We start from the raw sequence: 13,091 nt of genomic DNA on the forward strand, positions 1-13,091 counted from the left end.
CATGAAGATATACCTCATTGGCATGCCAGGCTCCGGCAAAACCACCTTGGGCCGACAACTGGCCGAAGAGCTCATGCTGTTGTTTGTGGACCTCGACAAGGAGATTGAAAAACGCGAAGGCAAATCGGTTCCCCAGATTTTTAGCGAGGACGGCGAAGATCATTTCCGCCAGGTTGAATCGGCCCTGTTGCACGAGTGGTCGGCATCCGCACGCGGTTTTGTGATGGCCACCGGAGGCGGCGCACCGTGTTTCTACAACGGCATGGATACCATTTTGAAATCGGGCTTCAGCATTTTTCTGGATGTGCCCGTGCCCGAGTTGCTGGCCCGTCTTGATCGCAAAATCGACCGGCCGTTGCTGCAGGCTACTGATACTAAAGAGAAGGAAGAAAAGATCACCACACTAAGTCACATACGCCGACCCATCTATACACGGGCCAACGCCACGCTGCAAAATGCTACGGTAGACGCGCTATTGCAGGCGATTCATTTCAGAAGTTGAAACCAAAGGTGACAATCCCTGTAGTGGTTTTGTTTTCCAGTTCAACAACAGGTCCACCTTCGTTCAGATAGTACGGAGAATAGAGGTTGTTGCCGCTGCTTTGAACCCAGGCAAAGTCGATGTGGAATTTCTCAAGCTTCACGCCAACACCACCGCTCACAGATTTGATACTGCTGTCGTAGTCGCCACGATAGGGATTGGCTTGTATGCCATAGCCTCCGCGCAAGCGGAAAATCTTGAAACGCAGTTCGAGTCCTCCGCGATAATTCACAACGGATTTGTAGGTTTCTTTGATGCCCTGGTTTTCGTCGCCAAAGCCAACGCCTATGGTATTGGATGAATATTTTGCCCTGGAATAGTTTGCCAGTTCCACGTCGCCGGTGAGGAGTCCGTATTTGGAAATGAAGGCCAGACCCGCGCTGAATTTTGAAGGCACGGTGAGGCTATAATCTGAAGTGACCACGTCGGTGGAGGCCGATTCGTTGTTAAGGGTAGGATTGTCCTGGCCGCCGTAGTTGGGTTTGTTTGAATAGTACTCGAAATTCTTCCAGCTCGAACTCATAGAAGCCTCATAGGTTTCGGTGAGTTGGTAGAAGGTAGGCGTGGTGTAGGAGATGCCCACTTGCAGGAAATTTACAGGACGCACAATGGCCCCCAGCGTGGCGTTCACACCGGTGCCGCGGATGTTCAAAGTTTCCTGGAGATCAAAACCATTCACAAACTCATCGCCGGTGAAGGCTTCAGAATAGGCTTTTGTATTTTTATAGCGCAGCGAACTCACGCCGATGCTGGCTCCAAAAAACAGCAGGTCTTTATAGTTGGCGCCATACGAGAAGCTCCACTGGTTGGTGATGCCACGGGTTTGAACGTCTTCCTGCTGGCGGGGCGTGTAATAGTTCTGGGCGTTTGGTTTCACGTCGGTGAAATACTCGTTGTCGGGAAAGCTCTGGTCGAGGAGGTGAGCGGGGCCAATCAGATAGTTGTAGTAGGCCAGTCCGGTGGGCGAGTTGTATAGGTCGCCGCCGTCGGGATCGAATTGGTTGGTGTTGTAGCCGTTGGCGGTTTGAATAAACGATTCCAGCAACGAGCTGTTGGCGTTGCCCGCATAGTTAACGGAACGGTTAAAGTCGTTGGTGCGCGTCATGGTGATGGCGAACGATCCGCTTTCGAAACCACTGTTGCTGTTGATGGGGATGTTGAGCACCAGGCTCAGGCCGGGAACGACAAAGGTTGAACGTGAGGCGTCGCGGTCTTCACCGAAATAGTGCGCATTGGCAGAATAGGTAGATAGCCCGGGCGTTAGCGTCACCTCCGAGCGGTTAAACATGCCGAGCCCCGCCGGGTTTGATAGGGCCGAACTGTAGTCGCCACCCAATGCAATTTGGCTTCCACCCATGGCCTGGATGCGGGCGCTTCCTCCCGGACGCGACTGACTGAAAGTTAACGCTGATTCAACATAGCTTTGCGACCAGCCCCAGGAAACGGAAAGCAATAGCATTCCTACGAGGGCCAATATACGCCTCCTCTGCATCATACGATCTTGAAATGAAGGTTAGAAAAAGTTAGTCTCTGCCGCGTGAGCGTCCGTTTGAGCCTGAGCCGGAGAATGATCCACCGCCTGCTGTGCCACCCGAACTTCTGGTGCCGCTACCGCTTCCAAAGTTGCTATCCGAACGACCTCCACTGTTGTAGTGCGATTGTCCCGAGTTGCCCCAGTCTGTGCGCGAAGGGCTGCTGTATTGGGGTGCTTGTTGTTGCTGGGCTTGCTGCTGTTGTGTTCTGTAGCTGCGGTTATAGTAGTCTTCCTGACGTTGGATGCGGCTCTGGGTGTCTACGCGTCCGTTGGAGCTTTGTCGGCTCGGGTAGGTTGTCACGTAGTTGCTGTTGTTGTCGGGACGTGTGCGGCCGTTGGTGGCAGAAGGTGTTGAAGCCATCATGCCGCTGCGGGTGGCGCGTTTGCCATAGGCAATGTTCCGTCCGCCTTCGTAGCCGTTGTTGATGATCACGACGTTGGTAGGATAGTAGCCGCCACCGTAATAGTTATTGTAGTAGCCGCCGTAGCCAAAAGACGATCCCCATGAGTTCATGTACGGGCTGCCGTAGCAATAGGGATTGCCATAGGAAAGACCCATGCCAAAACCGCTACCCCAGCCGTAGTTCCAGTTGCTGCCCATATAGTAGCTATACGAGCTTGACCAGCCGGATTGGTAGTAGGGATTCATCCAAGGATTGCCATACATGTCGTAGTAGCTGCCATAGTAAGGGCTATTCCAGCCGTAGATAGAAGGGCTGTAGTAGTTGGAGCTGTACCAGGGGTTGTTATACCAGGAGTTGTAGCTGTTGTTGAAGCTGCTGATTTTGCTGGCGTTGCTGTATTTGTAATTGCTGACGAAGTAGTCCTGCTCGTCAGCCTTCGCGGTTTGCGCGTTGGACCGTGCAGCAAACTCCGGGTTGACGTTGCGGGCCGAATAGCTGTCTGTGGGGTTCACCACGTCGCTGTTTTCGTCTGTGTATTTGTTCGCTTTTTTCGCGCTGGCGGAATAGGACTCGTCTTCTTTCGCTCGGAGTGCCTTCACCTTGGCGCGGTCTTTCGAATTGAAGTACATATCGTCGTTCTCAATGCCTTGCGCAAAGGATGTTGCCACGGCAAGCGAGGCAACGAAACTGAGCATGATGACCTTGGTTTTCATATTCCTTCCTGGTTTTAGTCTCTTAGATATCTTATTTGCTGAAACGTTTAATCAAATTAACGTTAAATCCACTCAAAAGTGTTTATAAAGCTACAAAATTTACCCCGTAATTGTTCCTTAAAATTATATTTGCGGTCTATCTGAAATTCAAACAACAATTATACCAAGCATGGGCAAAGAATTACCTTCCCGCAGTGAAGATTACTCCTCGTGGTACAACGAGCTGGTGAAAAAAGCAGACCTGGCCGACAATTCCGATGTGCGGGGTTGCATGGTCATCAAACCCTATGGGTACAGCATTTGGGAGAAGATGCAGCAGGCGCTCGATAAAATGTTTAAAGACACTGGCCACGTGAACGCCTACTTCCCCCTGTTTGTGCCCAAAAGTATGTTTGAAGCGGAGGAGAAAAATGCGGAAGGTTTTGCCAAGGAATGTGCCATTGTGACGCACTATCGCCTGAAAACCGATCCCAAAAATCCGGGCAAACTCATGGTCGATCCCGACGCCAAGCTCGAAGAAGAACTGGTGGTGCGTCCGACCAGCGAGGCCATTATCTGGAGCACCTACAAAAAATGGATACAATCCTACCGCGACCTGCCTATCCTGGTGAATCAGTGGGCCAACGTTGTGCGGTGGGAAATGCGCACCCGGCTTTTCCTACGCACGGCAGAATTTCTCTGGCAGGAAGGGCACACCGCCCACGCCACCGCCAAGGAGGCCGTGGATGAAACAGTGCAGATGCTGCACGTATACGCCGACTTTGCCGAGCGTTTCATGGCCATGCCCGTAGTGCGCGGTCGCAAGTCGGAAGGCGAACGTTTTCCCGGCGCCGTAGACACCTATTGCATCGAAGCGATGATGCAGGATGGCAAGGCCCTGCAGGCCGGAACGTCGCATTTTCTGGGTCAGAATTTTGCCAATGCGTTTGATGTGAAGTTTGCCACCAAGGAAGGCAAACTTGACTATGTGTGGGGAACATCGTGGGGCGTGAGCACCCGCCTGATGGGCGCGCTCATCATGGCCCACTCCGACGACGAGGGATTGGTGTTGCCACCGAAATTGGCCCCTATCCACATCGTGATTGTGCCCATTTTCCGGACAGAAGAAGAACTGAGCAAACTGACCGTAGAGGTCGAAAAAATCAGCAAGACCTTGCGCGATGCCGGCTTCACCGTGAAGTTCGACAACCGCGACACCCACAAGCCGGGCTTCAAGTTTGCCGAATGGGAACTGAAGGGCGTGCCTGTGCGCCTCGCCATCGGACCCCGCGATCTGGAGAACGGCACCGTGGAAGTGGCCCGCCGCGACACCAAAACCAAGCAGGTGATGAACCTGGCCGACGTGGCAACCGAAATTCCGAAGTTGCTGGAAGACATCCAGGAAAATATCTACAAGAAGGCGCTGACTTTCCGCGACAGCATGATGACCCGCGTGAGCACCTACGACGAATTCAAAAAGGTGCTTGACGACAAAGGAGGCTTTGTGCTGGCCCATTGGGACGGCACGCCCGAAACGGAAACGGCCATCAAGGAGGAAACAAAGGCCACCATCCGCTGCATTCCACTGGATGCGCCGGACGAGGCGGGCGTTTGCGTTTATTCCGGCAAGCCTTCGTCGCGACGGGTGTTATTTGCCAGAGCGTATTGAAAAAACTATCGTTACGGGCGTCGTTGCGCACTTGTCGTTAAATTTCGACGGCATGGCATGAAGACGCCCGTTTATTTGTATTTTTGAATTTCCCCCTGATTCTATGTTGATGTGGATTATCATTACTGCGCTCCTCCTGATTGGCATGGCGCTCATCATTGTAGAATTGATTTTCATTCCCGGCACCACCGTGGTGGGCTTGTTGGGATTGATCTTCACCATCGTGGGTGTGGTCATCAGCTATCAGCACTTTGGAAGCACCGTCGGATTCTACATTCTTGTGGCCAGCGCCACCGGCACCCTCGTGGCATTGTTCTATAGTTTTCGCACCGGCGCCTGGACGCGCTTCTCGCTGAAAACTTCTATGGACAGCAAAGTGAACGAGGGCCTGATGGCAACGGTGCAGGTAGGCGACGAAGGCAAAACCATATCAACCCTCCGGCCCATTGGCAAAGCGGAATTCGACGGAAAAACCTTTGAAGTGAAAACCTCGGGCAACTACATCGCCGAGGGCGAGAAGGTGAAAATCGTGAGCATCGAATCGCACCAGATTGTGGTAGAAACTATCAACTAATTTATAACAAACCAAATGGAAGCTACTTACCTTTTGATCCTGGTCTTTGGCGGGATCATACTCACAATTGTGTTCCTGTATTTTGTGCCCATCAACCTTTGGATCACGGCCCTGTTTTCGGGCGTTAAAGTGGGGTTGTTCGAACTCGTGTTCATGCGCATTCGCAAAGTGCCGCCCCGCATTGTAGTAGACTCCCTCATCACCGCGACAAAAGCAGGTTTGAAAATATCTTCCAACGAACTGGAAACCCACTACCTCGCCGGGGGCAATGTGCCCAACGTGATCCGCGCACTCATCTCGGCCGACAAAGCCAACATCAGCCTCAGCTTCAAACAAGCCACCGCCATTGACCTGGCCGGCCGCGATGTGTTTCAGGCTGTGCAGATCTCGGTGAATCCGAAAGTGATCACCACCCCGAAGGTTGCCGCTGTGGCTTCCGATGGCATTCAGCTTATTGCCGTGGCCCGCGTGACCGTGCGCGCCAGTATTGCGCAGTTGGTGGGTGGTGCCGGCGAAGACACCATTCTGGCCCGTGTGGGCGAAGGCATTGTGTCGTCTATCGGTTCGGCCAAGTCGCACAAGGAAGTGTTGGAGAGCCCCGACAAAATATCGAAACTCGTGTTGTCGCGCGGTCTGGATGCCGGCACCGCGTTCGAAATTCTCTCTATTGATATTGCCGACGTAGACGTTGGAGCCAACATCGGCGCCAAGCTGCAAATCGACCAGGCCTCTGCCGACCTCAAGGTGGCCGAAGCCCGTGCCGAAGAACGTCGCGCCATGGCCGTGGCCCTCGATCAGGAAATGAAAGCGAAAGCACAGGAAGCCCGCGCCAAGGTGATTGAAGCCGAAGCCGAAATCCCCAAAGCGATTGCTGCTGCGTTTGTGAATGGCAACCTCGGCATCATGGACTACTACAAGATGCAAAACGTGCAAGCCGACACCGAAATGCGCCAGGCCATTTCTGGTTCGGGCAAAGGCACAACGGGGGCACAGAAAAAAGAATCGTAAGCAAAAAAATCATACAGCATATCAAAAGCCATTTCCCTCGGAAGTGGCTTTTGTTTTTTCGGTCGTTCACCGGGTATCTTGATTCATCAATCAAAGTGAAGAAACAGAAACCAAAACGCGACAGCCATGACACAGATGAAAAGATTTGTAAAGGTGATATTCATTTTTCTGGTACTGGCGTCTATCGGCTGTGATCAACTCACAAAAAGTGTGGCCCGCCGAAACATTGGAGAGCATGAGAACATCGCATTGCTGGGAAATCATTTCACGCTGATGCGTGTCGAGAACAGGGGAGCATTCCTGAGCAACGGCAGCACATTGCCCGAGCCAATTCGGTTCATGCTCCTCACGCTGATGCCCGCGGTTGTGTTGGCGCTGGGCTTGCTCTACATCCTGACACGCAAAGATCTTCCGCACCTGGTGGTGCTCGCGGCAAGCTTCATTATTGGCGGCGGCATCGGCAACCTCTACGACCGCGTGCGCTCCGGCTCCGTAACCGATTTTCTTCACATCGACTTCGGCCTCTTCCAAACGGGCATTTTCAATCTCGCCGATGTCTCCATCATGATCGGCACATTCCTATTGGCCATCCACGCCCTGCAGCGTCCCCAACCCACACCATCATCATAGTCCGTCTTTATTTAAAATTTATATAGTCTTAGAACGTCCAGCCAACCCTCATACGATTATCTAGACCCGCACCGATGTTGGTGTCTCACCCAACGTCAACCGTGCGATTTCGAATCACCCCATTTCATTTCCGATCACCACCGCATCTCATAAAGTGTTTATTAGACACCAAATGAATATATTAGTCATGGTATAGTTGTTGTCTACGTGTTGGCAAGTCATTCCCCCTAAACACCAGGAACCATGATCAAGAACTACCTGCTTGTGGCCGTTCGGACCCTTCTCAAAAACAAAAGCTATGTCATCATCAACGCCCTGGGCCTGGGCGTTTCGCTGGCGTGTTGTCTGGCGGCCTACCTGTGGGTGGCATTCAACATCGAGTTCGATAACTTTCACGACGACGCCAAAGTGTCGCGTATCTTCAAGGTGCATACACACACCGTGGAGAAGGATGGACGCACGCCCATCGATTTTCAGGCGCCCATCATGCTGGCGCCGGTGGCGGCCGGAGAGATTGCCGGCATTGAACGCTACACGCGTTTCATTCACGGTGGTGGATCCATGCGCTATGGCGACAACGCTTTCAATGAAGGCCTTTCGTTCGCCGACAGCACGTTTCTCGATCTTTTTGATTTCCCGCTTGTGGCGGGCAATGCCAAGTCGTTCAAGGAGAAGAACAGCATCTTCCTCACCGAAGAAGTTGCCAAGAAATATTTCGGCAACGAAGATCCCATCGGAAAAATGCTGACGCTCAATTTTGTGAACAACTATGAAATGGAAGCGATGGTGGGCGGGGTGTTCAAAGACATTCCTTCCAACAACACGTTTGGTTTCCGGGTGCTGATGCGTTTCGAGAACTATATCGACTATAACAAGCTCAACCTTGACGATTGGAGTGACTGGCGAAATCCCTCGACGTTCTTTGAACTCTCGGCGCCTGAAAACGCAGCGCGTGTGGCGGCACAGTTCAAAAAATACATTCCCCATCGCAACGAAGTGCGCACCGACGTGGTGGTGACGTCCTATTCGCTGGAGCCCTTCAAAAAGAAATTTTCGCAAGACACCATTCGCTATGGCTGGTCCAACCTGCCCATCCAGATGGCACCACTCATTATTTTTTCGAGCATGGCGTTGCTCATCCTGCTCATTGCCTGCTTCAACCTCACCAACACATCCATTGCCATGACGGCCAAGCGGCTCAAGGAAGTGGGCGTGCGCAAAACCATTGGGGCGGCACGTAAACAAATTGTATTTCAGTTTTTGTTAGAGACATTTCTCACCATTCTCATCTCGCTGGTTGTGGGCCTCATGATGGCGCAACTCATCGTGCCGGTGTTCACCGACATGTGGCAAATCCGGTTTGGCCTTGGCGATCTTAGTGGGTTGAACCTGTTCATCGCGTTGCTGGGACTGGTGTTTGTCACGGCCATGGTGGCGGGCATTTATCCGGCGCTGGTCAGCAGCAAGTTCAAGCCCACGGTGTTGTTGAAGGGCTCTGTAAAAATTAAAGGCACCAATGCACTCACGCATTCATTGGTGGCGGCACAATTTGCGTTGTCAGTTATTGTGCTCATTGCCGGTGTGATCTTTATTCAGAATACAAAATATCAGGATAGCATTCGGTTCGGATATGACAAAGACCAGATCATTACCGTGAGTTTGCAGGGTGAACGCGATTTTGAAGCGATGGAAAAAGCGTTGGTGTCGAATCCCAAGGTGCTGAGCATTGGCGTGGCCGACGGCACCATTGGTAGAAATCCCTATGGCACTCCCATCCGGATAGACACCACGCAATACGAGGTGCAAGCCATGGGCATCGGCAAAAACTATTTCGAGACCATGGGGCTCAAGGTGGTGCAAGGTCGCAATCTGAACCTCGACAACGCCAGTGATGTGAAAGAGGGCGTGGTTGTGAACCGTGCTTTTGTGGAACGCACGGGCATGAAAGACCCCATCGATCAGATCATTTTTCTGCACAACGGAAAACATTTCATTGTGGGTGTTATTGACAATCACATCGACAACCTCTACCGGGCCAAAGAACCTGAGCCGTTTGTTTTTTATGCGGCGGGCAAGGAACAATACATCACCATGGTGGTGAAGACCGAACACGCCGACCTGCTGGAAACACAGAAGTCATTGGAGAAGACCTGGAAAGAAGTTTTTCCAACACGTCCGTTTGAAAGTCAGCTGCAGGACGATGTGGTGTTGGCCAACAGCCGCGAGTTGAACACGAACCTGGAGAAGATTTTTATTTTCCTTACCATACTGGGCGGTCTGCTTTCGGCGTCGGGCATCTTTGCGTTGGCGTCGCTCAACATCGCGAAACGCACCAAGGAGATCGGCATACGCAAATCGCTTGGTGCGTCGGTGAGGAGTGTGGTGACACTCCTGAACCGCGAGTTTGTGGTGGTGCTTTCCATCGCGGCTGTGCTGGGGTCGGTGGGCGGCTATTATGCCACCAACGCGCTGCTGGGTGTTATTTATGTCTATCACATTCCCGTGGGGCTCGCGCCCATTGTGGGGTGTGCGATATTCATTTTCCTGGTGGGCATTCTCACCACAAGTTCAACAATCATGAGAGCAGCAAAGACCAACCCGGTGGAAACGTTGAGGAGCGAGTGATTGGAACGTTACGATCGTTTCTTGTTTTCTTTTATCAGCAGATCCATTTGCTCGGCCACCCAGGGTGCAGAGTTGGCGAATGCGCCGGTCACAATTTTGTTCTTTGCGTCGGCCACCAGGGTGAGGCTGTTGTTGTCGCGGTTCTCGGCTGAGCACACGTTGAGGATGGCGCCACGGCGGGCCAGCACATCTTCCATGTCGAATGGCAGCAGCTTCCCATAGTTGGAGATGTTCATGAACTTGAGCTCAGCCCAGTGCGGAAAGCACGTCATGGTTTTGCCCGCCACCAGGTAGCTGCCATTGCTAAGCTGAACGTTGATGAGCGATGCGGCGCCATGACCCGCAGTGCCCACCACACCTCCGTTCTCGTAGATCTTGGCGGCGATAACCGAAATGCGTTCGTCGTTCATCACATCGAAATATTGGCCGTGGCCGCCGGGATAGAAAATGGCGACATAGTCTTTCACGTTGACCTGAACAGGTGAGAGCGTGGCGTTGATTTTGGTTGAGAAGGCCTCGCTTTTTTGAATTTGCTGAAGGTCGTCGGGCACGTTGCCGTTGTCATAGATAGCCGCCTTGCCGCCTTTTGGCGTGAGCACGTCCACAGCGTAGCCCTTGTCGATAAAATACTTGAAAGGGTAGGCGATCTCCTTCAGAAATGTGCCGCTCACATGGTTGCCCACCGAATCGACATTGGTGGACACAATAAGGATTTTCCGCGACTGCGAATAACTTAAAAATGAAACGGCCGTTAGAAGCGCAGTGAGCAGGAGTTTGCCAGGCGTGTTGGAGGATGGGTTCGTCATAAAGATTCAATTGGTTTTTTGTGAAGAAACGCAAGCCTGTTCAGGAGGCGAAAAAAATTAGCTCAACAGCAAACTTCCGGGGGCGAACGACGTGGGCAGACATGCAAAGGCGCGCGCCGGTTGTCGTGCACCACAGGCCGTTGAGAGCGCAGGCGCTGTCGTTGCGCGAAATAGTTTGCACGGGATACGCAGGTAGATAAATTTGTAGTATGGCCTCTATAGAAACAACACTCCATCCGCCCCGGCACATTCAGCTTTTGCGAAACGAATCGTTTGGCCGCATGCGCCAGTTGTTGGCAAACCGGGTGGCGAGTCACGTCCTGTTCTGGATCGTGCTCTTCGGTCTCACGGCCCTCTATGTGAGTTCCATTGAAGACGAGTGGCAGGGGCCGCTCTATAATTTTGTGTTGCGCATGCCGTTCGTGGTGGCCTGCTGCTATGCCAACCTCTACTTCCTGTTACCGAAATTTTATTATCCCGATCGCTTGGCGCTCTATGGTATATTGCTGCTGCTGCTCATTCTCGCCACGAACGCCATCAACCTCTTTGTGCTCGAAGCCTTTGCCGACACACCGCTGTGCCCGCAAACCTATGAGGCGGTGTCGACCTTCACCTGGAACAACTATGTTTATAAAGCTTTCTATCTGGTTTCCATAGTGGGACTCACCAGCGGCATCAAGTTGTCGAAAGATTATCTGCTGGAAAAACAGAAGTATGACGCCATCGAAAAAGAAAAACTGAAAACGGAATTGTCACTGTTGAAATCGCAGATCCACCCGCATTTCTTTTTCAACACGCTGAACAACCTCTACGCGCTCACCATGAAAAAGTCGGACAAGGCACCCGACATGTTGCTGAAGCTTTCGGATCTGATGAGCTACTCGCTCTATGAGTCGGAGAGCAGTGTGACGAGTCTGTCGAAAGAAATAGAACACCTGCGCAGCTACATCGACCTGGAGTCGCTTCGCTTTGGAAATAAACTGGCGATAACGTTCAATGTGAAGGGTCCGGTAGAAAACAAAGCCATTCCGCCGCTCATCTTCCTGCCCTTCATCGAGAACAGTTTCAAACACGTGGCCACCAAACAGGGCGACCTCTTCATCAACATCGATGTGGTGGTGGCAACAGACACCATTTCGTTGCAGGTGAAAAATCCGTTTGTGGCCGGCCGCGAGCGTGATCGGAAAAAGGGCGGACTGGGATTAAAAAATGTTCAGCGCAGGCTGGCGCTTCTCTATGGCGACGTCTATCACCTGGAAATGAAGCCTGAGGAAAATCTGTTTTGTGTGAACCTTCAAATTCCCCTGGCATGATACATTGCGTTGTGGTGGACGATGAACCTTTGGCCATCGAAATTCTGGAAGACTACCTGGGGCGTTTGAAGGAGCCGGTGTCCATCAAAACATTTACCGACCCCGTGGAGGCTTTTTCTTTTCTTCATCAAAACGCAGTCGACCTGTTGTTTATTGACCTGGAGATGCCACTGCTGAATGGGCTTGACATTGTTCGAAACACAAAGTCCGTATCCCACATCATCATCACCACGGCCTATCGCGAGTTTGCAGCCGAAGGATTTGAGTTGGATGTGTGCGACTATATGGTAAAACCTTTTTCGTTTCCGCGATTCCTGAAAGCAATCAGCAAAACAAAACTTTTTCACACGGCCGGCGACAAACAAACGGACATACTGCCCGCCACCGAACACAAAGACACGACCGATGGGCTGTGGATCAAGGTGGACAAGGCAATCTTGCGCATTTCTCCCCACGACATTCACTACATAGAGAGCCTCAAGGACTACATTCGCATTGTGACCACCGACCAGAAACTTGTTACGTATCAAACGCTCACGTCCATTCTGGGCAAGCTGCCGGCCGGCGAGTTTGTGCAGGTTCATAAATCATATATTGTGCAATTGAAGCGTGTGAAATCCATCGACGGAAATTTTGTGATGGTAAAAGACGAATCCATTCCCATTGGTCGCAGCTTCCGAAAAGAGCTTATGGATAGAGTTCTGTGATGAACGGCTTTGAAATTTGATTGACGTGTTCTATTTTACATGAGCCTAAAAATTATACGTCAAATGCGATATATTTTCCTGATGGTGGTTTGTGCGTTCTCGCTCAGCCACTCCGTTGCCCAAACCACAACCGACACAGATCTCCGCATGGAGAAAAATTTCTGGGGCATCAAATTCTATCAAGGTTCGAAATTGCTCAAGCCCGCCGAAGTGCTCAACATCATGAAGCCCAACGATCAGGCCTATGCGGCGTTCAAGAAAGCAAAGACCAACGCCGATGCGGCCAGTGTTGTTGGTTTTGTGGGTGGGGCGCTGATCGGTTGGCCGTTAGGCACCGCCATAGCGGGCGGCGACCCACAGTGGGGCCTGGCTGCTGGTGGCGCAGCGTTGTTGCTGATCGGCATTCCCCTGAGCCAGGGCTTCACCAAAAATGCAAACATGGCCTTCGATCTCTATAACCATGGCGACACCACGGCGAAGAGTTATGCACCGAAGATGTACGTTGGTGTGCGAGGTGCCGGCGTTGGTGTGGCGGTGAGGTTTTGATTTTTTTGATGCTACGCGAAAGTATTGTTTTGACTGGTGATG

General features: G+C 52.0%; 12 protein-coding genes. 9 read left to right on the forward strand and 3 right to left on the reverse strand.

Annotation, left to right across the window (positions count from 1 at the left end; all coding sequences use genetic code 11):
- The first annotated feature begins 1 nt into the window (after position 1).
- Entirely contained in the window at positions 2–502 is a 501-nt protein-coding gene (locus JI741_RS13975) for a shikimate kinase (RefSeq protein ID WP_202010468.1), read from the forward strand.
- On the opposite strand, the gene JI741_RS13980 is transcribed toward JI741_RS13975, so the two are convergent.
- Both JI741_RS13980 and JI741_RS13985 read right to left on the reverse strand, forming a co-directional pair.
- Positions 492–2,000, reverse strand: a complete 1,509-nt coding sequence (locus tag JI741_RS13980) for an OmpP1/FadL family transporter (RefSeq protein ID WP_202010470.1) — start codon at positions 1,998–2,000, stop codon at positions 492–494. The genes JI741_RS13975 and JI741_RS13980 overlap by 11 nt on opposite strands.
- Before the next feature lie 64 nt (positions 2,001–2,064).
- Positions 2,065–3,192 (reverse strand): hypothetical protein, encoded by a 1,128-nt coding sequence (locus JI741_RS13985; protein WP_202010473.1) that lies wholly within the window; start codon positions 3,190–3,192, stop codon positions 2,065–2,067.
- Between the two features lie 169 nt (positions 3,193–3,361).
- Between JI741_RS13985 and proS the strand changes: the two genes are divergently transcribed.
- From proS to JI741_RS14010, 5 genes are all read left to right on the forward strand, one after another.
- Positions 3,362–4,840 (forward strand): proline--tRNA ligase, encoded by a 1,479-nt coding sequence (gene proS, locus JI741_RS13990; RefSeq protein ID WP_202010474.1) that lies wholly within the window; start codon positions 3,362–3,364, stop codon positions 4,838–4,840.
- A 103-nt stretch (positions 4,841–4,943) separates the two neighbouring features.
- Positions 4,944–5,414: an NfeD family protein gene (locus JI741_RS13995; RefSeq protein WP_202010476.1), complete on the forward strand. Its 471-nt coding sequence runs from the start codon at positions 4,944–4,946 to the stop codon at positions 5,412–5,414.
- Between the two features lie 15 nt (positions 5,415–5,429).
- The gene (gene floA / locus JI741_RS14000; RefSeq protein ID WP_202010484.1) at positions 5,430–6,422 is read left to right on the forward strand and encodes a flotillin-like protein FloA; all 993 of its coding nucleotides are present in this window, start codon (positions 5,430–5,432) and stop codon (positions 6,420–6,422) included.
- A 135-nt stretch (positions 6,423–6,557) separates the two neighbouring features.
- Positions 6,558–7,052: a signal peptidase II gene (gene lspA / locus JI741_RS14005; protein ID WP_202010486.1), complete on the forward strand. Its 495-nt coding sequence runs from the start codon at positions 6,558–6,560 to the stop codon at positions 7,050–7,052.
- Positions 7,053–7,295: 243 nt separating this feature from the next.
- Positions 7,296–9,677, forward strand: coding sequence for an ABC transporter permease (locus JI741_RS14010; RefSeq protein ID WP_202010488.1), 2,382 nt, complete (start codon positions 7,296–7,298; stop codon positions 9,675–9,677).
- Between the two features lie 8 nt (positions 9,678–9,685).
- Here JI741_RS14010 and JI741_RS14015 read toward each other — a convergent pair whose 3' ends face one another.
- Complete coding sequence (locus JI741_RS14015) at positions 9,686–10,483, reverse strand: type 1 glutamine amidotransferase domain-containing protein (RefSeq protein ID WP_202010490.1); 798 nt, start codon at positions 10,481–10,483, stop codon at positions 9,686–9,688.
- Between the two features lie 209 nt (positions 10,484–10,692).
- Here JI741_RS14015 and JI741_RS14020 point away from each other — a divergent pair, with 209 nt between their 5' ends.
- The 3 genes from JI741_RS14020 to JI741_RS14030 all read left to right on the forward strand — a co-directional run bounded on the left by JI741_RS14020 (position 10,693) and on the right by JI741_RS14030 (position 13,049).
- Positions 10,693–11,796, forward strand: a complete 1,104-nt coding sequence (locus tag JI741_RS14020; RefSeq protein WP_202010492.1) for a sensor histidine kinase — start codon at positions 10,693–10,695, stop codon at positions 11,794–11,796.
- A complete protein-coding gene (locus JI741_RS14025) occupies positions 11,793–12,503 on the forward strand; it encodes a LytR/AlgR family response regulator transcription factor (protein WP_202010494.1) in 711 nt (236 codons plus the stop codon). The genes JI741_RS14020 and JI741_RS14025 overlap by 4 nt, the downstream gene beginning before the upstream one ends.
- 63 nt (positions 12,504–12,566) lie before the next feature.
- Positions 12,567–13,049, forward strand: coding sequence for a hypothetical protein (locus JI741_RS14030; protein ID WP_202010496.1), 483 nt, complete (start codon positions 12,567–12,569; stop codon positions 13,047–13,049).
- Positions 13,050–13,091 lie beyond the last annotated feature (42 nt).

Origin of the sequence: Chryseolinea lacunae (genome assembly GCF_016735595.1) — a bacterium.
Taxonomy (GTDB): domain Bacteria; phylum Bacteroidota; class Bacteroidia; order Cytophagales; family Cyclobacteriaceae; genus Chryseolinea; species Chryseolinea lacunae.